Source organism: Endozoicomonas arenosclerae, assembly GCF_001562015.1.
In the GTDB taxonomy this organism is placed as follows: domain Bacteria; phylum Pseudomonadota; class Gammaproteobacteria; order Pseudomonadales; family Endozoicomonadaceae; genus Endozoicomonas_A; species Endozoicomonas_A arenosclerae.
The window spans coordinates 1-26,115 of record NZ_LASA01000005.1 but is presented as its reverse complement, the minus strand read 5'-3'; the positions used below and the strand labels follow the sequence as shown (position 1 = coordinate 26,115).

Here is a 26,115-nt window from a genome sequence, read left to right as displayed (position 1 = left end):
CCGGTGAATATGCACGAGATGAGGACGGCGACGGTTTTCATGAGATTCATGTGAATACAATGGAGGGGTTCTGGTCGCTGTTGCGTTCCTGGTTGCGTCCTCATCGGGGTATATCACAAGAGAAGTTACCGCTGTATTTGGGTTTCTTCGAGTGCCTGCACAATATCAAGAAGCGCGGGAAAGCAGCTCTAACCGGTCTTCTGGGAGTGTTGTTTGGATAACTCCCCGGAATCCATTAAGAGCCTTCTTGAAAACTATAGTTGTTGGCAAGCCGTAATTTGCCTGCCAAGTCTCTGCAATCACATTTCTACTTTGCTAACATGAGGAATATACAGACCAATAAAAGTCATATTGATATGAAAATAAGGTACCTTCTTCTGAGCTTTATATTCAGCCTTACTGCCTATTCAGACAATTCTGTTGATATCAGTCATATTGAAGAAATAGCTGCTGGAAAATCCATTAAAGATTATCCAATTTTTGATGATCCCATTGAGCTGGTTTTTCTTGAAAAAAAAGAAAGCTTCTTTGACTGGTTGTTGTCAGTAACACTAAAAAGAAGCACATTTGAAGTCATGGCGAAGGCTTATAAAAACGAGTATACAGAGTACGTCAGTAAATATATTGATAATAAGGAGTATATTGATTTTTATCTGGAGAGCACTACCTCACTGAGAGGGATTAAAAAAGACCCTGAAAAAGAAACCGTTCATATTAAGGCGATGATTTCAGGTGGAGATCTCAGGCCATACTCACTGGCTGTCGCCAGGAATCATGCAGCCTTCGCCAGGATGAGAAACATTCGCTACGATTTTGTACCTTTTCAATCCAGTGAAGAATACCCAGTGACTCAGTGGTTGTTAGAGAAGCTCGGTGATAAAAAGCGCTACTGGGGTAAGGTGTTTCTGATTCAATACTGGCTTGAAAATAATTTTGTGGAAGAAAATAAGTGGGTGGCCTGGATTGACGATGATATTGTCATTAATGACTTTACTGCCGTTGAACATAAACTGGATTGGGCTGTGAAATATGTTCCAGAAGAGAGCTGTATTATCACCACGCAGGATTTTTGGAGCATAGAAGAGGGTGAACAAATGCTATTTGCTACCTTCAGAGCTAATACCGGGATTATTCTGGTGAGAAATCATAGTGAATGCCGGCCTATTATCGAACAGTGGCTCTCCTTTGCGAAAGATGAACGTATGGGAAAACAGGATCAGAGCAAAACTGTACACGAGCAGGAAGCACTTGAAAGATTGGCTGATTCTTATCGATTGCACAGGGAAGAAGATGGGTTCTATATGCCCATGAATATCAGACACACGTTTGTTCGTGATCCTGAAACCGAAGAGTGGGAAATAGACACCCGAACCGTAAGAATTGTCACCCTGACCAACCGATACCATGTAGTTCAGGAAAACCGCTCACTCAGAGATATTGACAAAAACATTAATACGTTTAAACGACATCCTTTTAACTGGTCAGGCAGGCACCATCCATTCAGTTCAGATATTTCTGCAAAACTTGCGGCATTACCTGGAGACTCTTATGTGCATCACTCTGGTATGCCTCTGCTGTACAGAACCATTCTGATCACCCATAGCCTGAAAGAGGTTATTTATCCGGATGACTAGCCCGAATATTGCATGACAAACAATAAGGGTGTGAAATTATGCTTCAGGTGCTCATTACTCCAAACATAACAACCCAATCGCCCTTGATGTATCCCCAGACAGCTCGACCGGAACTAAAAGTCTTTGATCCAGTAGCTCAGGGAACGTGGTAGCCCATGGGCTTCATGGTGTCGTATTGCAGCCAGACTTTGTTCAACCAGGTTTCTTCACCCAGCCAATCCAGCACCCAACGGATGCCATTGCCCATCACTTCTTTGTTCCAGGCGAGGTAGCAGCTGTCGTTCATGGGGATGTCCAGAACATCCTTGCGAACCAGCAGTTCCTGCTCAATATAAGGCTGAACAAAATGGCTTGGCATAATGGTAATACCCAGGCCTTTCAGCAGACACTCAATGGCCATGCGGAAGCTGGGAACCAAGAGGATTTGCTGGTCTTCCAGCAGCAGGTTGTAGCCCTGGCGGAAAACCCTTGAAGTATCCTGAATACAGATTGAACTATAAGCCTTCAGCATGTCCTGGCTGATAGGACCGGAAAAATTGGCCAGAGGGTGCTCTGGAGACATCACCAGATCCCAATCCAGAGAGCCCATGGACTTCCATTCAAAGCGATCGTTGTTGGCGATATTGTCAGGAATGGTTTTTGGGGCACCAATCACCAGCTGGCAACGGTTATGGAACAGGGCATCCCATGAGCCGTTGTGAACTTCGGTGTTTATCACCAGGCTGGTTTCCGGGCGAACTGCCTGAAGGTCACGGATCAGGTCATAGATCATGCCCTGGTTTACAACATTATCCAGAGCGATTTTTATCTCATGTTCCCAGCCGGTGGCCATCTGGCGGGTGGTTTTTTCCAGCTCTTCCAGCTCTGCCAGTAATTTGCCTGTTTGCTGAATAAAGTGTTCACCCGCTGGGGTCAGCTCGACACGCTTGCTGTCCCTCAGAAACAGTTGTAAATCCAGCCGCTCTTCCAGCTTCCGGACGGTATAGCTGATGGCTGAAGGAACTTTATGCAGGTGCTTGGCGGCTGCAGTAAAGTTTCTGAAGTGGGCCACGGCCCTGACAATTTCGAGGGATTCCGTCGGGATCATGAGGCGAATACTACTGTTTGCTGGTTGTTAAGTGTCTATAGAGTATCTGTTAGGTTCACAGAAAGGGAGTCGAATTTGAGATTTTTACTGTGAATTTTCTTTTACTTCCCTTTCTGTGCAAAAACTTTTTCCTCCCCGGGAGGAGGATGAAAAAACTCATTGTTCTAAATCACTGTCGACAGGCTTTCTGAGCCATCAATGTGATCTTGCCTTCTGATCTTTGCAGTAAATCAATGCCTGCCAGAATGGCCGAAGCTCCAAGTAATGCATACGACAGTGAAATGGTTGTAAAGGCATCCAGTCCTGCCAGCTTCACGGAAAAGGCAATCAAGCCGCCTCCTGTCATTCGAGCAAAGCCGTCTATTGCCGCAGCCAGTCCGGCGCAGTGTTTAAAGTGTTCCAGGGTCAAACTGGAGGCTGTACCAAAGATAAAGTTGAAACCAATGGCACCCACAGCGGCAGGAGCAAAAAAACAGAGTGGTTCTTCGCTTGGAACAAGCAGAAGGCCTGCGGCACCTACTAGAGAGAACAGGGAACCAACAATAATCGTTTGGCGCTGGCCCAGCCAGTGAATCAATCGAGGTGTCAGCATACTGGCCGACAGCTGCAGAATACCCAGAAGACCAAAGAACAGTGAAAAACCAAACTCATCCAGGCCGGCAAGATTAATGGCTATGTAGGGGGCGTGAGTGGCATAAGTCAAAATGGCTCCCATAGCCAACATGCCACTCAGTGAGTAATTTAAAAATTGTTTGTTGGCAAGAATACTGCCCAGATTGTCCAGGATACGCCCTGATCTTTTGGCATCATTATCAACAGAGCTGACTTCTGATGGCATATTCCTGCAGGCCATTACAAAAATAAGGGCGGCGAGAACAGCCATGAAAACAAAGTTGGCTTCCCAGCCCCAGTAAATGGCCAGTGCGCCTCCGAGCGTCGGGGCCAGAGTGGGAATGGTGCCGATCATGCCGCCCATATAGCTGATCCACTTACCTGATTCTATCGGCGTGAAATGATCTCGTACCCAGGCAAATGCAGTTACTGTGCAACTTGCGGCGCCCAGTCCCTGTAAAATACGGGCCAGATAAAGCAGTTCAATATTGGCTGAGAAGACGCCCAGAATGCTGCCTGCTAGATAAAGTCCCAGACCAAGAATTGCTGATGCCTTACGGCCATAGCGGTCAGAGAAAGGACCTGCAAACAGTTGACCAACCCCCATGCAGATCATAAACAGGGAAATGGTTAGCTGTATCTCTGAATCACTGGCTGAGAAAGAGCGAGTCATTTCTGGCAGTGAAGGCAGATAAATATCAATTGCCAGCGGACTTAGTATGACCAGGGCAAAGATAACAGGCAGTGCAGAGCGTTGGCTTAGTGGCATTGACAGGGGGCTCATCCAAAAATATCTGAATAAGCGCATTGTAAAAAGATCAAGATATGAGCAGAAGTGATATATTTTCAATTACATATTTCTCAAAAGGAATATCACTGAGTGCCTATCCAAGAACTGTCCCGAATCAATTTGAACCTTCTGGTGTGCCTTCAGGCATTGCTGGAAGAAAGAAGTGTGACCCGAGCATCAGAACGTTTGAACCTGAGTCAGTCGGCTGTGAGCAAGAGTCTTTCAAGGTTACGTGAATTGACTGGGGACCCGCTTTTTACCCGAACCGCTCACGGTTTGATGCCCACTTCCCGGGCTCTGACTATTCAGGAGCAGCTTAAGCCCATTCTTGATGAGTTATGGAAGGTGGTTCAGCCACAAGTATTTGATCCACTGGATTGTGATCGACACTTCAGCATTGCTTTGCCGGAAACAGCAAACCATTTGAAGTTTCAGAACTCTTTGGCTGAGATTCTGCAAAGTGCTCCGAAAGTGAAAATAAAACTGATGAATCTGACCCTGAAAAGTCTGGAAGAGCTGGCCGCCGGGAAAGTGGATCTGGTGGCTCTGCCAGATGATCTGGATTGTGGACAGCACAGAATTTCAGGTCTTCACCGGAAAAGACTGTACAAGGACAAACTGGTTTGTCTGGTTCGGGAAAATCATCCATGTCTGAAAAGGCCCTGGACCTTGGAGGCGTGTCTGGCTCTTGGGCATATCGGCATTGGGGCGGTGACGGACAGGGTTTCAATCACTGATCAGACACTGGCCAAGCTCGGTCTGGATCGAGACATTGCGGTTGCAGTAGGCGATTTTCACAGTGCTACCCAGGTGTGTGAGAGCACTGATTTGATGTTTGTTTCATTGGGAAACTGGGCGGCTTATGCCGAAGGACTTTATCGGGTTGTTTCCCTGCCTATGCCGATAGAGGTTGAACCCATCGCCTATGATCTCTACTGGCATGAAATGCATCATCAGGATCTGGCCCACCAGTGGCTTAGGTCCTATTTCAGGGTCTAAGGGTGTTCAAAAAAGGCGAATGAGCATCCAAAAATACTTGCTGTCATTGCTGTCGGGGATTCTCTAGGATATGCGCTCACTTCGAGTGACCCCAAGCTCATGGGGGGAGAAATGTACTGCACTGTTGCCTGTTCCCGCAGTACAGAGACTCTTGCACGAAGTGTTGAGTTTGCAGTCCACGCTGCAGACTCAGGTGGATGATCAGCAAAATAACCTCTGCGTCTTTGGTGCAGGGGTTTTTTTGTTTATAAACTACGACTGGCGACATGCTTAAGCACGCTTTTCTTTTCTGATGTCGCCGTCAAAGCTCTCTCGAGCCAGAGGACAGACTCATGACCGATCTCACTGCCAGCAGCCGCCAGGCCTTGCAACTGATGGACCTCACTTCCCTGAATGATAATGATACGCCGGAAGTGATTATTGATCTCTGCCATAAAGCCAAAACTCCGGCGGGTAATACAGCCGCTCTCTGCGTTTACCCCAGATTTGTTCCTATTGCCAAAAAGACCTTGAAAGAGCTGGGTCTTAACGATGTGACCGTCGCTACTGTCACTAACTTTCCGGAAGGCGGAAGTGATATTGAACTGGCGGTTACCGAATCCCGTGCAGCTGTCGTGTACGGTGCTGACGAAGTGGATGTTGTTTTCCCATACCGTGCTCTGATGGCCGGTGATGAAGAGGTTGGCGCAGAGCTGGTACGTCGCTGTAAAGAAGTGTGCGGCGATAAGGTGATACTGAAAGTCATTATTGAATCGGGTGAGCTGAAAGACCCTGTTCTGATCCGTAAAGCCAGCGACATTTGCATTGAAGCCGGTGCTGATTTTATCAAGACCTCTACCGGTAAAGTGCATGTGAATGCGACGACGGAATCAGCTCGCATCATGCTGGAAGCTATTCGCGACAGCGGCAAGAAAAATGTAGGCTTCAAGCCTGCAGGTGGTATTCGTACCGCAGAGGATGCTGCCGAACATCTGGCGATTGCTGCAGACATTATGGGCCAGGAATGGATTGATCGAAACCACTACCGTTTTGGTGCCAGCAGTTTGCTGGGCAGTCTGCTGGTTGCATTGGGCCTGAAAGAACAAGAAGAAGATAAAGGCGGATACTGAGTCTTATCTCTGAGCCTGAACATTGTGGAGCCTTTGGCTCCACAATGCAGATGCATAAACCTGACAGGTCTTATAGTGCGCTCAACATGAGCGACAGTGTGGTCGCAATAGCAATAATAATCAGGTAGACCGTCGTTTTTGCTGCGCCTGAAGGAGTGGCTGGTGTCTGGGATGGGTCCGGCTGATCTGTGATGGGTGTAGGCGAAGGCGAGGACGACACCTGGCTGCAAGGGTTACCTTTAAAGTCCTGAACAATATTGTTTTTGTTTATGTGTAAATTCGCCGCATGCACGGGTGCTTGATATAGCAATGCCATCGTGTCGCAGGTCTCTACAGCAATAGTGTTCTGGGTAATGATGTATTGATCAACCCAGGTATAGAGACTGAAAGCATAAACGTCATAATTATGTACAGGTGCTGAGTTGTCGTTTAACTGATACTTGAGAAAGAAGTCTTTTTTCAGCTTACGAACAACCTCAGGGCGATAGTGGATTTTCATTTTACTGTTGATCAGTAATGAAGAGGCGTTATTACTAGGATTCGGTCCTGTAGCCATGACCATAACAGCAGGAAAGGTTTCCCGTGCATCAGCCCGGCCTTTAGCGCTGTCATGATAGGTATACTCCAGTGTGACCGGAGCAAGAGCCGCTTCGAAATTGACACCCGAGACTCGGGCTTGGCCAAGACTGACCAGAGCATTGCCTGACTTTGCATCGTAGTTCCTGGAAGCGACACCGCTGCAATTGACCTCTCGAAAGGTTCCGGGCTGGAAGGTTTCGCAGGCAGTCTGGAATTGACCTGAACCTTTGATGGTTGGGGTGTACTGGTCATCAAAGGGAATGGTTGGGTTAAAAGTCCCTTTCCTCAGGTCGGGTATGCCGACAAGGCCACCCAGAAACTGGGTATCCAGTGTGGTATCCAGCTCAACATTCTGGAAGACCGCCACAATGGGAGGCACGACGTAATCGCTGGAAGCATTGTCGTCCAACCATTGGTTCAGACGGGCAATTGAGTCAGGAGATTGATACCAGGTGTAAACACGCAGCTGGCCATCGCGGCTCTTCAGATTCTCTATGAAAAATTTGGCGGCAATGGCCCGGCAACCATAACTTTCGGCATCTTCATCCACAAACGGGTTGTCGTAAGGACCACAGAAGGTGGGAGTTGCCCCCCCGGACAGGTAAGAGACCAGATAGTGGGAAAGATTGAAGATAAATCCTTTGATCTGGTCGTCGGTAAAGGTCACCGGTGGCGGCGATGCTGTTGGCTCAATGCCCTGGCTTTTTGTCTCTATGACAGGAGTCGCAGTCACCGATGCGATGGTACTCGAAGGTTTTTGCTCAGTTGAAGTAAATGCTTCGGTGGTTGAAGAGGTAGGCGATACAGAAGGGGTTGGGGCAACGGTTGGTTCGTTACTTTCCAGAAGGTTCCGGACGATCTCGATGGTCTCTTCGTCCATCAGAAACTCATAGTACTCGCGAGGAAAGAGATTCGGTCTCCCGGGGGTATCGAAAGCGGCAAGAGCACTGCTGTGAAGGGTTTTGAAAATGTCAGCGCAGGTTTGTCGGGTCTCTGCACTGAGAGGTGGCAAAGGCAACTGAGCAACCGGATTTACAGAACGAAGATTTCGCCTGTAGTAGTTGCCAATGATCGTACCTTGATCAGTAGTGAACTGCTTGTAGCAGCTTTGCATACTGTCAAAATCAAGTGTTTCCGGGGTTTGAACCGGTTCATTGCCTGCTGAAAGGCCTGATAGAAGCAGCAGGAATGCGAAAAGGCACAGGTTTAAAAATGGTTTTAGCGATAAAGGAAGAATAAGCAAGAGTCTGTAGTGAAACATGGGAAGTACTCCTGAAAGTGAATTCAGTTTAGTAATTTTCCAAGCGTTCACTGGATTAAGTATTAATAACTGTCTTGCTGTGTATTTTTCTGAGTAATAATTAGGGGACTCGCAAGGAATTGCTGAGAGCATAGAGCTTCGCGATTCAACAGCCTTGAGCCGAAAATACAGCTCTACGCCGGAGTATGAGAATGGTTGCAAAGCCATAGAGAGTTGTATTTTTCATAGACAGCAGGGTCAGCGTGTTCCTGTTAACAGGAACTCTCAGGAGTAAGGTATCTCACATGAAACGAGCAATTGTCCTGGTGATGGATTCGTTCGGAGTTGGCGCCAGCGCTGATGCCGATCAGTTTGGTGATGCAGGCTCAAATACGATTGGTCACATTGCCAAGGCCTGCGCAGAAGGTAAGGCCGATATTGGGCGCAGTGGCGTTCTGGAACTGCCCGTGCTGGCCAGCCTTGGCTTGTTGCACGCAGCCAAAGACTCTTCGGGCGTCTTTCCCGCTGGCATGAACACCGATGTAAAGCTGATCGGTGCCCACGGTTACGCCAAGGAAATTTCCAGTGGCAAGGATACCCCCAGTGGTCACTGGGAAATGATGGGTGTTCCGGTGCTGTTCGACTGGGGCTACTTCAAAGATGAAGAAAACAGTTTTCCGCAGGAACTGCTGGATCAACTGGTTGAGAAAGCCAGCCTGCCTGGTGTGATCGGTAATTGCCACGCTTCCGGTACAACCATTCTGGAAAACCTCGGTGAAGAGCACATGAGCTCCGGCAAGCCTATTGTTTATACATCGGCTGATAGCGTATTCCAGATTGCCTGTCATGAAGAAACGTTTGGATTGGACAGACTGTATGAAGTTTGTGAGATCGTCCGCGAGCTGCTTGAGCCCTACAACATTGGTCGTGTAATTGCCCGCCCGTTCATTGGTGACGATGCGGGTGATTTCCAAAGAACCGGAAATCGTCGGGATTATTCGGTTCTGCCCCCTGCACCAACTCTGTTGGACAAACTGGCTGCCAGTGGTGGCGAAGTGGTCAGTGTTGGCAAGATTGCCGATATCTTTGCCCATCAGGGCATTACCGGAAAACTGAAGGCGACCGGAATTCCTGCTCTGTTCGAAACCACCATGCAGGCTCTGGAATCGGCCAAAGATCGTTCACTGATCTTCACCAACTTCGTGGATTTTGATTCATCTTTTGGTCACCGTCGTGACGTGGCAGGTTATGCCCGTGCTTTGGAAGAGCTGGATGCCATGATGCCAAGGTTGCTCAATGCCATGGAGGAAGATGATGTGTTGATTATCAGTGCTGACCATGGCTGCGATCCAACCTGGCCTGGCACCGATCATACCCGTGAACATATCCCTGTGCTGGTATACGGCAAGAAAGTACCGCCAGTCTCCCTGGGAGGGCGTGAAACCTTTGCGGATATTGGTCAGAGTCTTGCCAGTTTCTTTGATCTGGAACCCATGGATTACGGAACCAGCTTTCTGCCATAAGCAGAGCTGACAATTTACAGGCCATCATCTGTCGATGGCCAGCTTTACAAAAAGCTGTATGGAGAAAAAAAATGACCCCTCATATTCATGCAAAGCCCGGAGCGTTTGCTGATGTCTGCCTGATGCCAGGCGATCCTTTGCGTGCCAAGTACATCGCTGAGACTTTTCTGGAAGGCGCTGAGCTGGTGAACGATGTTCGCAACATGTTTGGTTACACCGGAACTTATAAAGGCCGTCGTATTTCTGTAATGGGCTCAGGCATGGGCATTCCTTCTGCCTCAATCTATTACAAGGAACTGATCACCGAGTACGGTGTGGACAAGCTGATCCGTATCGGCTCCTGTGGCGCTATTTCTTCCGATGTAAAACTGCGTGACGTAGTGATTGGCATGGGTGCCAGCACCGACTCCAAGGTAAACCGGATTCGTTTCAACGATCATGATTTTGCTGCTATTGCAGACTTTGGACTGCTGGAAAATGCGGTAAAAAGTGCTCGTGAAAAGAAAATGCCGGTGAAAGTTGGCAACATCTACTCCGCTGACCTGTTCTACAGCCCGGAGACAAACATGTTCGACATCATGGAAAAGCACGGCATTCTGGGTGTTGAGATGGAAGCGGCCGGTCTTTACGGTGTGTGTGCTGAGTATGGCGCCAAAGGTCTGGCTATCTGTACCGTCAGTGACCATATTCGCAAGGGTGAAGCGCTGTCTCCGGAAGACCGCCAAACCTCCTTTAACGAGATGATTGAACTGGCTCTTGACGCAGTGATGATGGGAGACTGATTGCTCAGTTCAGTACCCCTGAGGGGGAGGGTCGTGCTGTTTTTATCGTCAGAGATGAAACAGGATCCGACGACCTTCCCCTGCTGGTTGTATCAGGATGGTGAATGATCCCTTCGGGCGCAAAGTTACTCGCTTTTATAGGCGACTGTGTTTCAATAAACCATCTCAGCACTTCTGCACTTCCATATCCGGTCACCACATAGCCAGGATGATTTTTTAAAACCGGGTAGCCATCCCCTCCTGCTGCCAGAAAATCATTCACGACCATCCGGTACTTTCTATTGTTTCGCAGGGGGCGACCCTGAATCCTGATCTCAGCAATCTGTTTCCCCTTGATGGTCAATTCCAGTCCGGCAAACTGGGCAAAAGCACCGGTGTTTTCGGGCAAGCTGACAACTTTTTCCAGATACTTGCGGATCTCCCTGCCTGACATGTTGATGTATGCCAGAAAGTTGTTATAGGGCTTCACTTTGAGAATATCGCGATAGGAAACAGGTCCCTGTGGCAGGCTGGCTCTTATGCTGCCGGCATTGATGACGGCCAGATCGGCATAGGTTTTCTTCATCATTGAGGAGGCCACCAGGACACCCAGAGTCGCAGGGCGGCTGCGAAGCCGTTCCCGATCTCCTTCCATTCTCTGATCCAGATTGCCATAGGTGGCCATCGTAAGTTCCTGTCCCCTTTGCTGGTAAGGAGCAAGGAGGTTTAGCATGTCCTGATTTTCTTTAATGCTGTTTTCCTGACCTTCAGGGTTGATAGGAATCAGTTCATACTTTTCCAGGGTCAGCTGACCGTTTTTCAGGATAAAGTCGGCTCTGCCCAGGTAATTCCCGTTTTCACCTGCCTGCATGATCCAGGTGTTATTGACCACTTCAGGCTTATGCAGTGCTGTTCTTGAATGACCGCCAATGATCATATCAATACCACTGACTTCTTTTGCCAGCTCTATGTCTCCTGGAGGAGCATTGGGTCTCTGTTGTTCAGGAAAATAGCCAAGATGAGTCAGGGCGATGACTATGTCGGCCTGTTCCTTGATCATAGGAACCAGTCGACTGGCGATGCGAACAGGGTTCTTGAAGTCGATCCGGGAGACATTCTCGGGGTGACCTATCTTACGGGTATCCTGTGTCGTCAAGCCCACAATGGCCACTGTCATATTGCCTACATCCATCAAGCGAAAGGCATCAAAGAGTGGTCGACCTGTGCTGGCGTCGTAGGTATTAGCAGATAGAAATGGGAAGTTAGCCAGATTTTCCTGCTGATGGAGTATCTTCATAGGGTTATCGAACTCATGATTGCCTACCACCATTGCGTCGTAGCCCATCAGGTTCATGCCTTTGATATCAGGCACTGCATTTTGCAAGTCTGACTCAGGTACACCACTGTTGATATCACCGCCTGACAGCAGAAGTACTTTGCCGCCATCCGCTTCTACTTCACTTCGGATCTGATCAATCAGTGTCTTGCGGGCTGCCATACCCCCTTCATCCTGCTGGTTTCTCCAGAACCGGCCATGGTTGTCATTGGTGTGAAGGATGGTGAGTTTGTAAGTGCGGCCGGAGTCGTTTTTCAGGGTCTCGTTAGAAGAGGAGCACCCCGTCATTATCAACGACAGTGCTAGAATAATAGGCGTGGTTGAAGCCGCCATGAGCGAAGAAAAAGATTTTGCATGGCCTCTAAACATAATAAACCGGCTTGGCAAAATAATTTTTATGGAAAAAGCTGGACAGTTTGGGCATCAACATCTCCCAGTTGGACGCGATCTTCTGATAAATCGCAATATATCACTGCTTACCAACAGGGTCTGTCGAGAAAGGAGGCGTGGGATGAAAATTAAATGTAAAGAGTTAAGTCGGTTGCCTAAAAAATAGCCGTCAACAGTCTGGGGACTATAAAAAACCATCAGTAGCCAGGCAGCTACCGATGGTTTTGGCAAGAGTGAAGAAGTTTTTAGTATTCTTGCTTTTCATTTATTTCAGTAGACAAAACTTCACTTGAAGGAACTCTGAAGTCGTCTTCATCAGTGAGTGAATTCTGACGGCTGGAATCATCAAACTGCAACGCAGGTTTTTTTGATGTAGTTGTCAGTTCTTCATCCTCATCCGTGGTGGATGAAGAACTGTAATTATAAAGGTGCGTTGAAGCTTGATACTTTGCTCGTTTAGACTGATCCATAATGTCGAAGACAGTACCCAGGATAATCGGTGCGCCCAAAAGTGGGCCAGCGGCAGCGGCTATGACGGCTTTAGAAGTTATTCCCCCAACCATTGCGGAAGCTTTTGCAGTCGCTAAGGAGTAATCATTGATGGACTTGGGCTTGAATTTGGTTTTGAACAGTTTGTTGGATACCTTGGCACCACCGACGATAACAGCACCAGCGGCGCCACCCACTATTCGTCCACCGATATAGCCAACGACTGCTCCAGGTACAGCGGCGATTCTGGATGTTACGATACAAGCGGTCTTTAAACATTGTCCTATTGTTGCCATGGTGATTCCTCCTTGAATGATTTATCCCGGCTATAGAGCCAAGTTTTCTGTGTGTTAGAAGGATTCTTCCAAATGGTAAGTGGGAATACACTGACAGGGCTGTCAGGGAAACTAACAAGTATCGGAACTACCGAATAAAAGCAGGGTTACTGATAATAAGATGATATAGAGGGGCGGGATGCTCAGTGCTGAAAAGTCGGTATGATCGCGTCTTTCATCCGTTGGAGTATTGTTTATGCCTGCTTCACGTTTTCGTTCCCTGTCGCTTTTACTGCTCACTATTACTGTTGTCCTGCTGGGGTGTTCTGCTGAATCAGCCCGAGTTCCAACGCCGTCATCAGAGTTGAAAGTCCTGGATTTCACGGTACTGCATACCAATGACAATCACGGCAAATTCTGGCGCAATCGCCATGGCGAAATGGGTATGGCTGCCCGTAAAACCCTGATTGATCGCATTCGCAGTGAGGTGGAGGCGGAGGGAGGAAAAGTACTTCTACTCTCGGCAGGCGATATCAATACTGGGGTGCCGGAATCGGATATACAGCAGGCAAAGCCCGATTTTGTCGGCATGAATATGATCGGCTATGACGCCATGACATTAGGGAATCATGAGTTTGATAACCCGTTGAATGTTTTGCTGGAACAAGAGAAGTGGGCCAACTTCCCCTTTCTTTCAGCCAATATTTATTACAAGGCATCGGAGCAACTGGTCTTCAAACCCTGGCTCAGAAAAGAATTGGACGGCGTTCGTATCGGTATTCTTGGTCTGACCACGGAAGACACCCAGGCGCTGGTAAACAGCGATTATGTATCAGACATACTTTTTATGAATGCTGTTGATGCTGCTCGAACCTGGGTTCCTGAGCTAAAACGGGATAACAAAATGGATATTGTTATAGCCCTGACTCACATTGGCCATTACCCCAATGCCAGGCATGGTGAGAATGCTCCGGGAGATGTCACTCTGGCTAAGGAGGTCGATGGTATAGACATCATTGTGGGCGGTCATTCCCAAAATAAGCTGGAAAGGCCGGACATTAAAAACAGCACTTACATTCTTCAGGCCTGGGAGTGGGGTAAGTATGTGGGCCGGGCTGATTTCAAGTACTACTACATGGACAACTTTGACGGCAAAGGCCATCGCAAGGGTGTGCTGAAAATGGTCAACTACCGGTTGATTCCCGTCAATCTGAAAAGGCCTGAGATCGTGAATGGTCGTCAGGTCTGGGTGAATATCGAGAAAGAGATTCCGGAAGATCAGGGCGTTCTTGATGCTCTCAAGCCCTATCATGATAAAGCCCAGGACATGTTGATGAAAAAAGTGGGCTCTTTGGATAAGGCTTTGAGTGGTGAGCGTAACCTGGTGCGCTCGGAGCCGACAGCCATTGGCAACCTTCTGGCCAGTGCCCAGAGGGAGAAAGCTGGTGCCGATCTGGCGGTAGTCAATGGCGGTGGTATCAGAACAGGCTTGCCAGCCGGAGAGATTACCGAGAAGGATGTCCTCAAAGTTCAGCCTTTCGGCAATATGGTTTGTTATGTAGAAATGAAAGGGCATGAACTGAAGCGTTACATTGAAGATATTGCTTCTATACAACCAGTCAGTGGTGGGTTTGCCCAGTTTGCCAACGTTAAGCTGACCATGAATGGTGACAAGTTAACGCGTCTTGATATTGGTGGAAAGCCAGTGCAAAAGGATAAGGTTTACCGTTTGGCGATCAATGAGTTCTCGGCGGGGGGTGGAGACAAATGGCCCGTCATCGATAACAACCCGACTTTTGTTAACACAGGTTATACGGACGCCGTTGTCTTGAGAGGCTACATCAAAAAACATTCACCACTGAAAGCCAGTGACTATCAGCCTCGCAAAGGCGACATTGTTCGTTGAAAAATAACTTTGACCCCGCACCTTAATATATCTTCTGGGTGCTGGTGCCTCTGAAGTAGGGCTATTAAATCAGGGTGCCTGAGGCACCCTGATCGTTCTATCAGGACTTGGGCTTCAGAGTTTTTTCAAGCTCTGCCTTGAGGTCCTTACCCGCATCGTGGGTATGCAGCAGGCGACCATTGACGAACAGAGTCGGTGTACCCGTCACGCCAAGGCTCTGAGCCATTTTCTCGGAGTTCTTAACGAACTTGGCCGATTCATCTGAAGTCAGGCAGGCATTGAAGGCTTTTTGGTCAAGCTTCAGGGTGTTGGCCAGTTCGGCAGCAGTTTCCATGGTTACTGGCTTTTCATAAGCCAGATTATAGAAGTCCCAGAATTTATCCTGCTGACCAGCACAGTACGCGCCTCGGGCTGTTTGGGTGGTGCTTCCCGCGATGCCTTTTTCAGTCACCGGGTAATCGATGTAATAGAATTTAACCTGATCTCCGAACTGTTTCAGCAGCTTGTCGATTTCAGGTTTGCTGTTGCGGCAATAACCGCAATTGTAGTCCGCAAATTCTACGACAGTGACCTTAGCGTCTTCCGGGCCTTTGAAGGGATAAGGCGACAGATCCATTGAAAAAGTCGGGGCTTCAGGTTTTTCCATCTTGTTGACAAAGCCGGTTTCCTTTTTGACTTTTTCAATCAGAGCCAGCACTTTTTCCTGCTGCTTTTGCTGTTGAAGTTGCTGGGTGAGGGTCGACTCAATCTCTTCCAGTGGCCGTCCAATCTGGTCTTTATACTGCTCGTAAACTGATTTAACTTCTTCTTTAGTAACCGCTTCTGCACGCAGCATCTCTTCGCGAACATCGTTTATGGCGCGGTCCGTGCTGGTGGCGATTTCTTCGATGTATTTCTCAACAATAGCTTGTTCAAGAACGGGTGTAAGGCTTTCCTGGGCTTTCACCTGTGCCGTATAAAATGCCTGTTGCAGCTGAGATTGAAGATCCTTAAGGGCATAATCTTTGCCCTTGTAACTGAACAGAATGTCGCCATCTTCCGCAAGTGCGGGTTGCAAAGAGGCTGAGGCAAGCAAGAGTACGGCAATGCTTTTCTTGAACATTTTATAGTCACTTTATGATGATAATCAGAGTCTTTGACCAAGCCAGTCAGTCAGGTCAGAAAACTATCATATAAAATTATATTTATGTGTGAGCTGGGTCAATCGGGTTGTATACCAACAGGATATATTTACTGATTCACCACTTTTAACTGACAAATACTCAAGACAGTATTGTTAATAAGCGAAAATGTTATGCCTCCGGAGTGGCTTTTTCGTAGAAAAGGAATGCTTGAGAGAGCGGTCATTAACAGCTCTCTCAAGAATGATTACCAGCGTTCCAGAGGGTGGTGACCCTGTTGATCCACAACCTGTTGTACTGCCTGATCCAACTCATGCTGGTCATAGTTGTGGCCAGAGCGAGCCAGTAAAACGCGCTCTTTGAGTGATTCTGGAGTGACTTGTCCAATCAGCGGTACCACTTCATCAATGTTTATGCTGTTGCTGCTATCAATCTGGCTGGCCTTATCCGGATTGTTTGTCATTAGCCGTATATTGGAGACACCCATTTTCTGAAGCACCGCCATGGAAGCGGAAAAATCGCGCTCGTCCTGATGGAAACCCAGGTCATTGAAAGATTCTGTCACCACATCCCGCCCGGTTTTGAAACCATAAGAATAAAGACCGGCGATCATGCTGTGGCCGATGCCTCGACCTGCATGACGTTCTCCAACGGCCATTACCAGGAAGCCGCCAATACTGTCGTTGACGATCATCTCCATGGCCAGGTCTCGTTGTTCATCGCAGTCACAATGACTGGAGTGGAAATAGTGACCGTGTGGGCAGAGAGACTGGAGTCGAACCAGAGGGGCATTATTTTTAAAGTTATGGGAGCCATAACTGGCGACAAAGTACATGTCTTCTTCATCTGAACCCTGATTGAAAATCCAGGGCGACACTTGAAAGTTGTAAACCTTGTCGTTGACCTTCATGGGTAACTCGTAGGGCGCTATTTCAACGCTCTGGTCGCTGTGATCTTTCCAAACGCCACTTTCAATCAATTTGCTCCGTGCCGTTGCTTTCTTCCTTTTCGGGTCTTGATGCTTGATCGCTTCCATTACCATGCCTTTTATTTTGAAAGAGTTTCAGTTCGTGAGAGAACAGCTGTTTCATCAACTCTCTAGCGGCTATACGGTGCTCTTCTTCCTTGAGATTCATAGGTTTTGATGGTCTGTAGTCTGTTTGGAATCTGGTTGACACTCAAAGACATCATTCCATTAAAAAAGAAGCTCTTCATAAGAAGAGCATGAGTGAATTCCATCCTTGAAAAGGCAAGCTTTCAGGGACTATTTCAGTCTGGTAATAACGATACGTACAGTCGGGTTGTCCCAACGGTGCGCCTGAGTCAGAACAGACGTGCTCAGACCATCATCCGATGTCACAACACCACTGTGCATGCGAACTTCATCCGCAATATCATCTCTGGCGCTGTTAAAGCCTTCACCGCTATCCGCAGGGCCTGGCATGGTGCCTGCTGATTCGGTATTCGCTTCGGTGCCGGAGTCATAGGCAATCCCGTTTATTGTGACACTGCCATTGACGGCCAGAGAAGAGATGCTGGTAGCGCTGACACCGGCAAAAGCATCATTGGTATTCACCAGCATGGTGAGCAGGGAAAGCTCTGCGCTGCTTCTGCTGTTCTCGGAAATGGTGAGGTTATAGGTTTGGCTTCCACCAGGAGGTACTGCAGCAGTCGCGGCTGTGTGAGCCAGTACGGCTTGAGAGAAGAGGGCTTCTGTTACCAGTTGCTGGGTCTCTCCACCTTCAGCCAGTTGCTCAAGGCCCACTGTGGCGGCCTCACCAATAGTAAACGTCCTGAGCGAGCTGGTATGAATAAAAACGACAGGGGGCGACAGAGGTTGGCCTGCTGTCAGATTAATCAGGCGAACCTGGTATTCCGCTGTCTGGGTGTTGTTTCTGTTGCTGCTGCCACCGCTTCCGCCACAACCGGCCAGTGCCAGAACCAGCAGAAGCATCAGAGGGCGACCAAGCCAGGCCGATATTTTGACTGTATTCATAGTCTATATCCCTCAGTTGGCTCTCAGGGTAACGATGACTCTGGCAACGGGGTTCAGCCAGCGATGTACGGTTGAAGATATGTCACTGACACCTCCAGTTGAGTTGGTGTCACCCAGAACACCCCGGTGGATATGGACAAAACCTTCTGCAGTAGCACTAAAACCCGTACCACCGGTACCGGCCGCATAAGTGCCAGAAGCAACAGGTCCTGGAGTTGGGAAGCCTGCTTGTCCGGGAGCACCTGAGCCACGAAGCTCGTTATTGGCTTCAGTACCGGCATCATAAGCATTCACGTTGAATACCATTCTTTGCCCGACAGTGGTTGGTAAAGTGGCTGAACTCAGTCCAATAAATCCGTCGTTGGTGGGCAGCATCATGCTAACCACTGACAGTCGGGTACTGGTGGTACTTTGTCCGGTGTTCAGCTGAAAAGAAGTACTTGCACCGGGCGCCAGTAGTCCTGAAGCAGGGTTTTCGACAACAGTGGCGCTGACGCTGTTCAAGTCTGTAGCCAGACCGCTGATGTCACCCCCTTCTGCCATGGCCTGAAGATTGGAGGAGGCGGTGGAGCCGGCTGAGAACAGGCTGGTGGATTCATTGTGGGCTGCCACCAACAGGGGGGTGAAATGAATACCACGAGTCAGATTGACAACAGTGATGTCATATTCCGCAGAAAAGGCAGAGGTTGAGCCAAGAGACAGAGCTCCTGCAGTGACCAGAGAACAAAGCACTTTATTCATAGTCGTTTCTTTTACCGTTTGGATTAGAAATGGAAGACGATCGGCTACGAGGCTTCAAAGCCGCCTTTATGCTTGTTGTTATTGAAGGGCTTTAAAAACTCATATCTAAATATTTGGATACGCAGGAAATGAATCAACGCGGCTGAATACCGGTTTGTCATGTGGTTTACGTGTCGACAGGCAAAGCGGTGTTGAAAGTGGCAGCAGACTTTGTAGAGAGTTTAAAAAGTGGAAATAAAAGAGAGCAGGGGATGAAGTCGAGGAAAATGGTATTAACAGACGATTCAAATGCCCCATTCTTGATTGAACAGGGCATAAGGCATTGATCTTTAGAAGTTGTACTTCAAGGTGTAGATCATGGCGTTTTGATAGGTGTCAGCACCCAGCTTGTCGTCAGCGTAGCGATACTGCAGACCGGCAGTGATTGTGTCAGTAGCGTTCCACCACAGGGATACTGCTCCGTTCTGACCGGTTTCTTTGCCTTCAGCGTAGTCTTCGTCACGGTTGAATTCGGTTTCGTGCCAGTTGGTAACCATAAAGTCTTCACCAAAGGCTTTAAAGCCATAGCCCAGTACCCAACCCAGCATGTAACCGTTGTTTCCACTGAAGTAAGTGGTCTGGGCATTGTGCAGGCCGATGAATGGCTTGAAGAAGAAAGAGCCCTGGGCAAAGTTGTAACCAAAGCCGACAACGCGATTCTGCTCATTGAAGCCATCGGTGCTCAGGTCATAGACCTGGCCGTACAGGTTAAAACCAGTGTCACCCAGGTTCAGACGCATGGTGCCTTTCATGGCTACACGACGGCCGTCACCATCGTCTTCTTTGTTGCTTTTGTGTGGGTTTTCCAGATCGATGAAACCGTAAATTTCACCCCAGTCGAAACCTGCACCACCTTCCAGCTCCAGGTAGGTGAAGTCTTTTTTGCCACCGGCTGTACGCTCTTCAGTGCCATCAGACCAGTCCAGACGGCTGATGCTGACATTACTGAAACCATACTGATATTCAGCATTAGCTGTAGAAGTGAATGCAGCTGTTACAGCGGCCAGAGCGAGAGTGGCATTACGCAGAAGTTTCATGGAAAGCCTGAGTCCAGTCAGAGAGAAAAAATTCAGGCCGCGAAATTTATAGACTTTGTAAGGATTCAGGGATGGTCAGTTTCCGATCAAAATTAACGTCGATGTACGTGTATTTTGTTTTTATGTAAATTAAAGCCCTTGTCTTGGTATGTGGAAGCACATACTTCGATGTTGTTATCCGAGCGGCTTGTGCAAAGATTTTGTATGCTTGTTCCCGGGATTTGAATGTCTTTATAAGGTACTCCACAGGGTATCGAAGATAATCTGTTGTGTGTTTGCTATTTCCTTGGAGTCAATCACTACAGCCACCGGATAGTCCATTGAAGCCAAAGAGATCATGGCTACTTTGGGTGGATAAATGGCGATATAGCTGGCATCAATTTTGCCGCTGGCATTGATCCATTTACGTTCTGATAAATCGGCGTCTTCCCCGCCTTCACCAATGGCAATAACGCGGACATCAATGCCCTTGCGAATACGCTGCTGAGTGTAGTTGGGGAAGGGTCTGTACAGGTGCTGGCGAATCGGTTTGGATGAAAAGACACAGTAGGCTTTGTCATCCTGACGCGCCACGGAGTTGAGAATATCTTTCAGGACAAACTCAATACCGCTGTCACCTTCATAAAAGCGGACATTTCCGGAGTTGAAGTCAGGCTTGAGCTGATTCAGCTGTGGAATCAGCTTCTGCTTCATCTCTTCAATACTTTGCTCCAGAGATTGCTTTCTTTCTTCAGCCAGATCCAGCAGCTTTTCGGGAGGCTCCGCACAAAAAACTCTTCTTTTTCCCTTTGGAAAATAACTGACAATACCTTTACTGGCCAGTACTTTCAGGGTCTCGTAGGTGGTGCCCCGATTAATGCCGGCTTCAGCCGCAATGTCACGGATAGAGGCTGTTCCAAGCTTTAGAAGCGCCATATAAAGCTTGATTTCCTTTTGGTCCAGCCCGAGTTGTTCCAATGTATCCAGGTTCATATTGTCAATTTTCCAATGACAAACACAGTTGTGTTTCAGTTGTTATAGGATAAGCTAAATTCATTATTGTCGAAAAGTGTCAGCGCTTCTTATGACATAAAACATAAGTATGCGAGTGCTGATCTCTGGTGTTTCCTGCTTTTTTCGTCCTGTCTGTACTGTCCTGGGAGTTTGTTGAGCGTCAACAGAGCCTATCGGACAGATTCAAACGGTTTTACCGGGGGAGCTAAGCCATAGCTGTAATGCCATGGTTTTGGCTTTTGTTTTCCCCTTTGCAGGCGACATAGAAAGAAACCCGAATTGAATTGAGAGAACCATGAGAGCCGATATTGTCATTCTTGCTGCTGGCCAGGGCAGTCGCATGAAGTCCAACCTTCCCAAGGTGCTGCACCCAATCGCCGGTAAGCCGATGCTGGAGCATGTCATTCTGAGTGCTCTGCAAACCCAGAAAGTGATCGGTAAAGGCGAAATTCATGTGGTCATTGGCCACGGTGCAGAGAAAGTGAAAAGCGCTCTGGGTCACTACGACCTGAACTGGGTTGAGCAGACCGAACAGCTGGGAACCGGTCATGCTGTGCAGCAGGCAGTGCCAGGTTGTAAAGATGCCGACGTTGTTCTGGTCCTTTACGGAGATGTTCCTCTGATTCATGCCTCAACCCTGCAATCTCTGCTGGCAGCCAGTAATGGTGAAAGACTGGGCCTGCTGACCATCAATCTGGCCAACCCTTCCGGTTATGGTCGTATTGTGCGGGATGGCTTTGGCAGTGTGCAGGCCATTGTTGAAGACAAGGATGCTACTCCCGAGCAGCTGGCTATTAACGAAGTTAACACCGGTATCATGGCTATTCCTGGCAACAAGCTGGGTGATTGGGTCATGGGGTTGGATAACAAGAATGCTCAGCAGGAATATTACCTGACGGACGTTGTTTCCAAAGCGGTAACCGAAGGCACTCCGGTTGTACACGTCCAACCTCAGAAGGCAACAGAAGTAGAAGGTGTTAACAGTCGGGTTCAGCTCACAGAACTGGAGCGAGCTTTCCAGCAGCAACTGGCAACCGCAATGATGACCAGCGGTGTCACCATCATTGATCCAACCCGTCTGGACATTCGCGGCGACATCAAAACCGGAAGGGATATTCTGCTGGATATCAACGTGATTCTGGAAGGCGATGTAGAAATTGCAGATAACGTGGTGATTGAGCCAGGTTGTGTGATTCGCAACTCAAAGATTGGTGAGGGTGCCGTGATCAAAGCGCACTCTATTCTCGAAGATGCAGTGGTTGCTGCTGATTGTGAAGTGGGTCCTTTTGCACGACTGCGTCCAGGCACTCAGCTGGCAGAGAAGGCTAAAGTCGGCAACTTTGTTGAAATCAAAAAAGCTTCCATCGGTGAAGGCAGCAAGGTGAACCATCTGACCTATGTAGGCGACGCTGAAATAGGTTCCGGTGTAAATGTCGGAGCTGGCACCGTCACCTGCAACTATGATGGTGTCAACAAGCACAAAACCGTGATTGAAGATAACGCATTTATTGGCACCAACAGCTCACTGGTGGCTCCGGTCACCATTGGCAAAGGTGCAACAACGGCTGCAGGTTCTGTTATCACCCAGGATCTTGAAGAGAACCAGCTGGGCGTGGCTCGCGGTCGTCAGAGAAACATTGACGGTTGGAAGCGTCCGAGTCCGAAAAACTCATAAAGTCGCTTGGATTGAGGCTGAAGATTGTGGAAGTAAGGGTATGTTTTTTCTGGAGACACAAAAGGAAATGAACATCGCTTGTCGGCTGCTCGCTAGCTCTTTTTCCGCCATGACAACATTTTTTCGTCAGATCCATGCAATAAGCATGAATATGACGAAAAAATGTGTCAGCCGAAAAAATAGCAGAGCGAGAAGCTCGACCCTTCATGAAATTTTCGGGCTGAAAAAAGAACTGATTGGCAGGCAGGGCCTGTCCCTGCCTCTTTCATGCAGAACACAGATCAAAGGTAGAAAATTATGTGTGGCATTGTAGGTGCTGTAGCGCAGAGGGATGTAGCGCCCATTCTGTTAGAAGGTTTGCGTCGTCTGGAGTACCGTGGGTATGACTCCGCAGGCGTCGCAATTGTCGGTGCAGATGGCGAGCTCCAGCGTTTGCGTAGAACCGGTAAAGTGTCCGAACTGAGCGAGGCTATTGATCAGTCGCCTGTTCCTGGTGGTACCGGTATTGCTCATACTCGTTGGGCGACCCACGGTGAGCCCAATGAACGCAATGCCCACCCTCATGTTTCCGGTGAAGACATAGCCGTCGTCCATAACGGTATTATCGAGAATCACGAGCAACTCAGAAGTGACCTTCAGCAGGAAGGTTATACCTTCACTTCTGATACGGACACAGAGGTAATTGCTCATCTGGTCAGCCATGAGTTGAAGAATACTGACAGCCTGATTGCAGCGGTTCAGTCCGCTGTACGTCAACTGGAAGGCGCTTATGGCATGGTGGTTATGGATCGCAAAGATCCTGAGCGTCTGGTGGTTGCTCGTTCTGGTAGTCCACTGGTCATCGGTCTGGGTCTGGGCGAGAACTTTATCGCTTCTGATCAGCTGGCGCTGTTCCCGGTCACCCGTCGTTTTATGTTTCTGGAAGAAGGGGACGTAGCAGAAGTGACTCGTACTTCTGTGGCCGTGTTTGATACCGACGGCAAGAGTGTTTCCCGTGCTGCCAAAGAAAGTGATATTGAACATGATGCCGGTGATAAGGGCCCTTATCGCCACTATATGCTCAAGGAAATCCATGAGCAGCCTGACGCCATTGCCAACACTCTGGAAGGTCGTCTGGGTGAAACCAAGCTGAACCTGGATATTCTGGGTCAGAACGGTATTGAGATTCTCAACAAGACCAAAGCCGTTCAGATTGTTGCCTGTGGTACCAGTTATCATGCGGGTATGGTTGCCCGTTACTGGTTTGAAGAGTTGGCTGGAATCCCCTGCCGTGTAGAAATCGCTTCTGAGTTCCGCTACCGCAAATTCTTTGTGCCCGAAGACTGCCTGTTCGTCACCATTTCCCAGTCAGGGGAAACAGCCGACACCCTGGCTGCGCTGAAGCTGGCTAAAGAAATGGGCTACATGGCTTCTTTGAGCATCTGTAACGTACCGGGCTCTTCCATGGTGCGTGAATCCGATATTGCCCTGATGACCCGTGCCGGTGCTGAAATTGGCGTAGCTTCCACTAAAGCCTTCACTACTCAGCTGGCAGCATTATTGATGTTGGTAACAGCCATCGGTCGTCATACCGGTATGACTGAGGAGCAGGAAGCAGAAGTCGTTAAAGCTTTGAGAGAACTGCCTCACATCATCAGCAGCACACTGGAAATGAGCAATGAAATTGAAGCGGTAGCTGAAGACTTTGCTGACAAGCATCACAGCCTTTTCCTGGGTCGCGGTACTCAATACCCGATTGCCATGGAAGGTGCGCTGAAGCTCAAGGAAATCTCCTACATTCACGCGGAAGCTTATGCTGCCGGAGAATTGAAACACGGCCCCCTAGCCCTGATCGACAACGACATGCCAGTTATTGTTGTGGCACCGAACAACGACCTGCTGGAAAAACTGAAATCCAATATGGAAGAAGTGAGAGCCAGAGGCGGCCAGTTGTTTGTTTTTGCAGACCGTCAGGCACGACTGGTGGCAGGCGACGGCATCAAGGTATTGCCGGTAGAAACAGCACCGGAAGTCGTAGCTCCTATCCTCTACACCGTGCCTCTGCAGTTGTTGTCTTACTACGTTGCCATCATCAAGGGGACTGACGTCGATCAGCCTCGTAACCTGGCCAAGTCTGTGACTGTTGAGTAATCCAGATCACCACCAGAATCACTTTAAGTGATTCTGGTGGTATGCAGAAACCCCTTAACTGGCTATCTGTGATTTAGGAATTTGTCTCGAAACTAATTCCCGATTAAAACATGGGCTCCGTTCACCCTGAGCCTGTCGAAGGGTAGTGACTCTCGGCTTCGACGGGCTTAGCCCGAACGGGTTTTAGTCAAATAAGGAAATAATTTCCGGACCTTTCCTAAAGGTCGTAGACATAAACTTCAAGACTTTGAGAGCACAAGGTCTCTAGAATGATGGGCTCTATTTCCTTCCAATGCCCACCTGCAAGCCCACATCCAATTCTTGGCATATGAACACTGGCATTTTCTTTGAGTGCAAACTCAGAAACTTGCTGTAATCCTTTCCTGATAGCTTCGTAACGCACCGGTGCTGGAGCGGTTCTATTTCTTGGACTTCTAATACCGTGCTGGCCAATAATATTTGCAACAGTGAGAGTACTATTCACATTAACAAACTGAACATCACCTAGCTGTGGTTTGGATGAAGACCGAAAAGATTGTTTGTAGTGCTGCTCAGGTTCTGGCCATTTCTTACTGATGGCCATGACGAATCCCCGCCCCCATTTTCCGAGATCATTACAAACATGGGTAATTACAGCAGCGCCTTCAGACTGGGGTGAGGTAGCATCACCTTTCAGGTAGTGGATCGTCACCGACGGGTAACCTCCTGCCACTTTTCTTCGAACTGCTTCGGTGTAATGACACGTATATCAAACTCTGGTTGTTTTGATATTTCTTCCAATGATGGTACGGGGGCAATGCCTAGCTTGGTTGACTTGGTAGATTCAGAACTTGATGCATATCCAATAGAGCCGTCTTTGAAAATCTCAATTTTACGAGTTTCAAACCGGTCATTATTCAGTTCGCTATAGAATTCTACAGGGAGTCCGGATGGACTGTTATGCCATTTTGAGTAGATGTAGGAAGCCATACAATCCTCTAGTTTCTGCCTGAGCCAACCAGTCTCTTGGATATATCAAGCGGCGAAGAGTTGGGAATCAGATGGACATGTTCACGGCCGAGAATTACGTCCAGACCTTCAACATTGATATCAATATGATGAGTAAAGCGGTGCCCAGCCCAAGGGATATTGAAGAATATCATAGATAACTGACCTGGCCTTTTAGTACCGGGGATAATATCGCTCAGGTATTGCCCATCACCAAATCGGGCATCTTTAGGGTTGTTCGCCTTAAGGGATGGATTAATCGTTTTGCTGCTTAAAATCCCCTCATATCCTGCGGCATTAGTGTAGTGGTATAAAACCCTTTTCATAGACATTCCTTGTGACTTCTTTTTATCTCGGAGCATGGTATCAGTCGAGTTGTCTTCTTGGAACTTTAACCGCCATTGGTTGGCATATCGGTATGTTCTAGGAGCCTGTCGGACTTAACCAGCAAAACAGGTAAAATCCTGATTCCAGTACCAGTAACACTCAAAGCACTATGAATAAGTGGAAGTTCAAACCGGTCGACCGAAACACTCCCGACCTTTTCCCTGCCAGCATCCAGGATTATCTTCCAGAAGGTCATATGGCTCGCTTTGTGGTGGATGTTGTTGACCAGCTCGACCTGTCTCCACTGATCAATTCTTATCGAGGCACAGGATCAAAAGG

At 48.3% G+C, this 26,115-nt stretch carries 22 protein-coding genes and 1 pseudogene; 9 read left to right on the top strand and 14 right to left on the bottom strand.

What is annotated here, in order from left to right:
• Nucleotides 1-221, top strand: a pseudogene (locus WG89_RS30995) (IS1595 family transposase); the annotation flags it as partial.
• A gap of 135 nt (nucleotides 222-356) precedes the next feature.
• A complete protein-coding gene (locus tag WG89_RS00625; protein WP_153301337.1) occupies nucleotides 357-1,634 on the top strand; it encodes a hypothetical protein in 1,278 nt (425 codons plus the stop codon).
• 136 nt (nucleotides 1,635-1,770) lie between these two features.
• Here the strand turns inward: WG89_RS00625 and WG89_RS00620 are convergent, their stop codons facing one another.
• Nucleotides 1,771-2,721, bottom strand: a complete 951-nt coding sequence (locus WG89_RS00620; protein ID WP_062260135.1) for a LysR substrate-binding domain-containing protein — start codon at nucleotides 2,719-2,721, stop codon at nucleotides 1,771-1,773.
• A gap of 169 nt (nucleotides 2,722-2,890) precedes the next feature.
• Nucleotides 2,891-4,117 carry a multidrug effflux MFS transporter gene (locus WG89_RS00615; RefSeq protein ID WP_062260134.1) on the bottom strand — a complete coding sequence of 409 codons (1,227 nt, stop codon included), beginning with the start codon at nucleotides 4,115-4,117 and terminating at the stop codon, nucleotides 2,891-2,893.
• A 96-nt stretch (nucleotides 4,118-4,213) separates the two neighbouring features.
• Here WG89_RS00615 and WG89_RS00610 point away from each other — a divergent pair, with 96 nt between their 5' ends.
• Together WG89_RS00610 and deoC are read left to right on the top strand one after the other, a co-directional pair.
• Nucleotides 4,214-5,122, top strand: a complete 909-nt coding sequence (locus tag WG89_RS00610) for a LysR family transcriptional regulator (protein WP_062260132.1) — start codon at nucleotides 4,214-4,216, stop codon at nucleotides 5,120-5,122.
• A gap of 332 nt (nucleotides 5,123-5,454) precedes the next feature.
• Entirely contained in the window at nucleotides 5,455-6,231 is a 777-nt protein-coding gene (gene deoC, locus WG89_RS00605) for a deoxyribose-phosphate aldolase (protein WP_062260130.1), read from the top strand.
• 70 nt (nucleotides 6,232-6,301) lie between these two features.
• On the opposite strand, the gene WG89_RS00600 is transcribed toward deoC, so the two are convergent.
• Complete coding sequence (locus tag WG89_RS00600) at nucleotides 6,302-8,071, bottom strand: hypothetical protein (protein ID WP_062260128.1); 1,770 nt, start codon at nucleotides 8,069-8,071, stop codon at nucleotides 6,302-6,304.
• Between the two features lie 284 nt (nucleotides 8,072-8,355).
• Between WG89_RS00600 and WG89_RS00595 the strand changes: the two genes are divergently transcribed.
• Both WG89_RS00595 and deoD read left to right on the top strand, forming a co-directional pair.
• On the top strand, nucleotides 8,356-9,573 hold the full coding sequence (locus WG89_RS00595; protein WP_062260127.1) for a phosphopentomutase: 1,218 nt from the start codon (nucleotides 8,356-8,358) through the stop codon (nucleotides 9,571-9,573).
• A 71-nt stretch (nucleotides 9,574-9,644) separates the two neighbouring features.
• Entirely contained in the window at nucleotides 9,645-10,355 is a 711-nt protein-coding gene (gene deoD, locus WG89_RS00590; protein WP_062260124.1) for a purine-nucleoside phosphorylase, read from the top strand.
• Between the two features lie 4 nt (nucleotides 10,356-10,359).
• Here deoD and ushA (WG89_RS00585) read toward each other — a convergent pair whose 3' ends face one another.
• Both ushA (WG89_RS00585) and WG89_RS00575 read right to left on the bottom strand, forming a co-directional pair.
• Nucleotides 10,360-12,039, bottom strand: a complete 1,680-nt coding sequence (ushA, locus tag WG89_RS00585; protein WP_079253588.1) for a bifunctional UDP-sugar hydrolase/5'-nucleotidase UshA — start codon at nucleotides 12,037-12,039, stop codon at nucleotides 10,360-10,362.
• Between the two features lie 266 nt (nucleotides 12,040-12,305).
• Nucleotides 12,306-12,845 carry a hypothetical protein gene (locus WG89_RS00575; protein ID WP_153301335.1) on the bottom strand — a complete coding sequence of 180 codons (540 nt, stop codon included), beginning with the start codon at nucleotides 12,843-12,845 and terminating at the stop codon, nucleotides 12,306-12,308.
• A gap of 235 nt (nucleotides 12,846-13,080) precedes the next feature.
• Here WG89_RS00575 and ushA (WG89_RS00570) point away from each other — a divergent pair, with 235 nt between their 5' ends.
• On the top strand, nucleotides 13,081-14,730 hold the full coding sequence (gene ushA, locus WG89_RS00570; RefSeq protein WP_079253587.1) for a bifunctional UDP-sugar hydrolase/5'-nucleotidase UshA: 1,650 nt from the start codon (nucleotides 13,081-13,083) through the stop codon (nucleotides 14,728-14,730).
• Between the two features lie 100 nt (nucleotides 14,731-14,830).
• Here ushA (WG89_RS00570) and WG89_RS00565 read toward each other — a convergent pair whose 3' ends face one another.
• From WG89_RS00565 to WG89_RS00540, 6 genes are all read right to left on the bottom strand, one after another.
• Nucleotides 14,831-15,832 carry a DsbA family protein gene (locus WG89_RS00565; protein WP_062260117.1) on the bottom strand — a complete coding sequence of 334 codons (1,002 nt, stop codon included), beginning with the start codon at nucleotides 15,830-15,832 and terminating at the stop codon, nucleotides 14,831-14,833.
• A 266-nt stretch (nucleotides 15,833-16,098) separates the two neighbouring features.
• Nucleotides 16,099-16,887 (bottom strand): GTP cyclohydrolase II, encoded by a 789-nt coding sequence (locus WG89_RS00560; protein WP_172806662.1) that lies wholly within the window; start codon nucleotides 16,885-16,887, stop codon nucleotides 16,099-16,101.
• Between the two features lie 228 nt (nucleotides 16,888-17,115).
• Nucleotides 17,116-17,847 (bottom strand): spondin domain-containing protein, encoded by a 732-nt coding sequence (locus tag WG89_RS00555; protein WP_062260114.1) that lies wholly within the window; start codon nucleotides 17,845-17,847, stop codon nucleotides 17,116-17,118.
• 12 nt (nucleotides 17,848-17,859) lie between these two features.
• Nucleotides 17,860-18,588, bottom strand: a complete 729-nt coding sequence (locus WG89_RS00550) for a spondin domain-containing protein (protein WP_062260112.1) — start codon at nucleotides 18,586-18,588, stop codon at nucleotides 17,860-17,862.
• A gap of 329 nt (nucleotides 18,589-18,917) precedes the next feature.
• Nucleotides 18,918-19,664 (bottom strand): outer membrane protein OmpK, encoded by a 747-nt coding sequence (locus tag WG89_RS00545; RefSeq protein ID WP_062260110.1) that lies wholly within the window; start codon nucleotides 19,662-19,664, stop codon nucleotides 18,918-18,920.
• A gap of 231 nt (nucleotides 19,665-19,895) precedes the next feature.
• Entirely contained in the window at nucleotides 19,896-20,636 is a 741-nt protein-coding gene (locus WG89_RS00540; protein WP_062260108.1) for a TrmB family transcriptional regulator, read from the bottom strand.
• Nucleotides 20,637-20,952: 316 nt separating this feature from the next.
• Between WG89_RS00540 and glmU the strand changes: the two genes are divergently transcribed.
• Both glmU and glmS read left to right on the top strand, forming a co-directional pair.
• Nucleotides 20,953-22,332 carry a bifunctional UDP-N-acetylglucosamine diphosphorylase/glucosamine-1-phosphate N-acetyltransferase GlmU gene (glmU, locus tag WG89_RS00535; protein WP_062260107.1) on the top strand — a complete coding sequence of 460 codons (1,380 nt, stop codon included), beginning with the start codon at nucleotides 20,953-20,955 and terminating at the stop codon, nucleotides 22,330-22,332.
• A gap of 297 nt (nucleotides 22,333-22,629) precedes the next feature.
• Nucleotides 22,630-24,462 carry a glutamine--fructose-6-phosphate transaminase (isomerizing) gene (gene glmS, locus WG89_RS00525; protein ID WP_062260103.1) on the top strand — a complete coding sequence of 611 codons (1,833 nt, stop codon included), beginning with the start codon at nucleotides 22,630-22,632 and terminating at the stop codon, nucleotides 24,460-24,462.
• 217 nt (nucleotides 24,463-24,679) lie between these two features.
• Here the strand turns inward: glmS and WG89_RS00520 are convergent, their stop codons facing one another.
• Genes WG89_RS00520 through WG89_RS00510 form a run of 3 tightly spaced genes read right to left on the bottom strand, consistent with a single transcriptional unit; the run spans nucleotide 24,680 to nucleotide 25,775 of the window.
• The gene (locus WG89_RS00520) at nucleotides 24,680-25,153 is read right to left on the bottom strand and encodes a macro domain-containing protein (protein WP_062260101.1); all 474 of its coding nucleotides are present in this window, start codon (nucleotides 25,151-25,153) and stop codon (nucleotides 24,680-24,682) included.
• Entirely contained in the window at nucleotides 25,150-25,431 is a 282-nt protein-coding gene (locus tag WG89_RS00515; protein ID WP_062260099.1) for a DUF6881 domain-containing protein, read from the bottom strand. Before WG89_RS00515 ends, WG89_RS00520 begins: the two co-directional genes overlap by 4 nt.
• Nucleotides 25,432-25,439: 8 nt before the next feature.
• Nucleotides 25,440-25,775 (bottom strand): HYD1 signature containing ADP-ribosyltransferase family protein, encoded by a 336-nt coding sequence (locus WG89_RS00510; RefSeq protein ID WP_062260097.1) that lies wholly within the window; start codon nucleotides 25,773-25,775, stop codon nucleotides 25,440-25,442.
• Nucleotides 25,776-26,115: the final 340 nt, after the last annotated feature.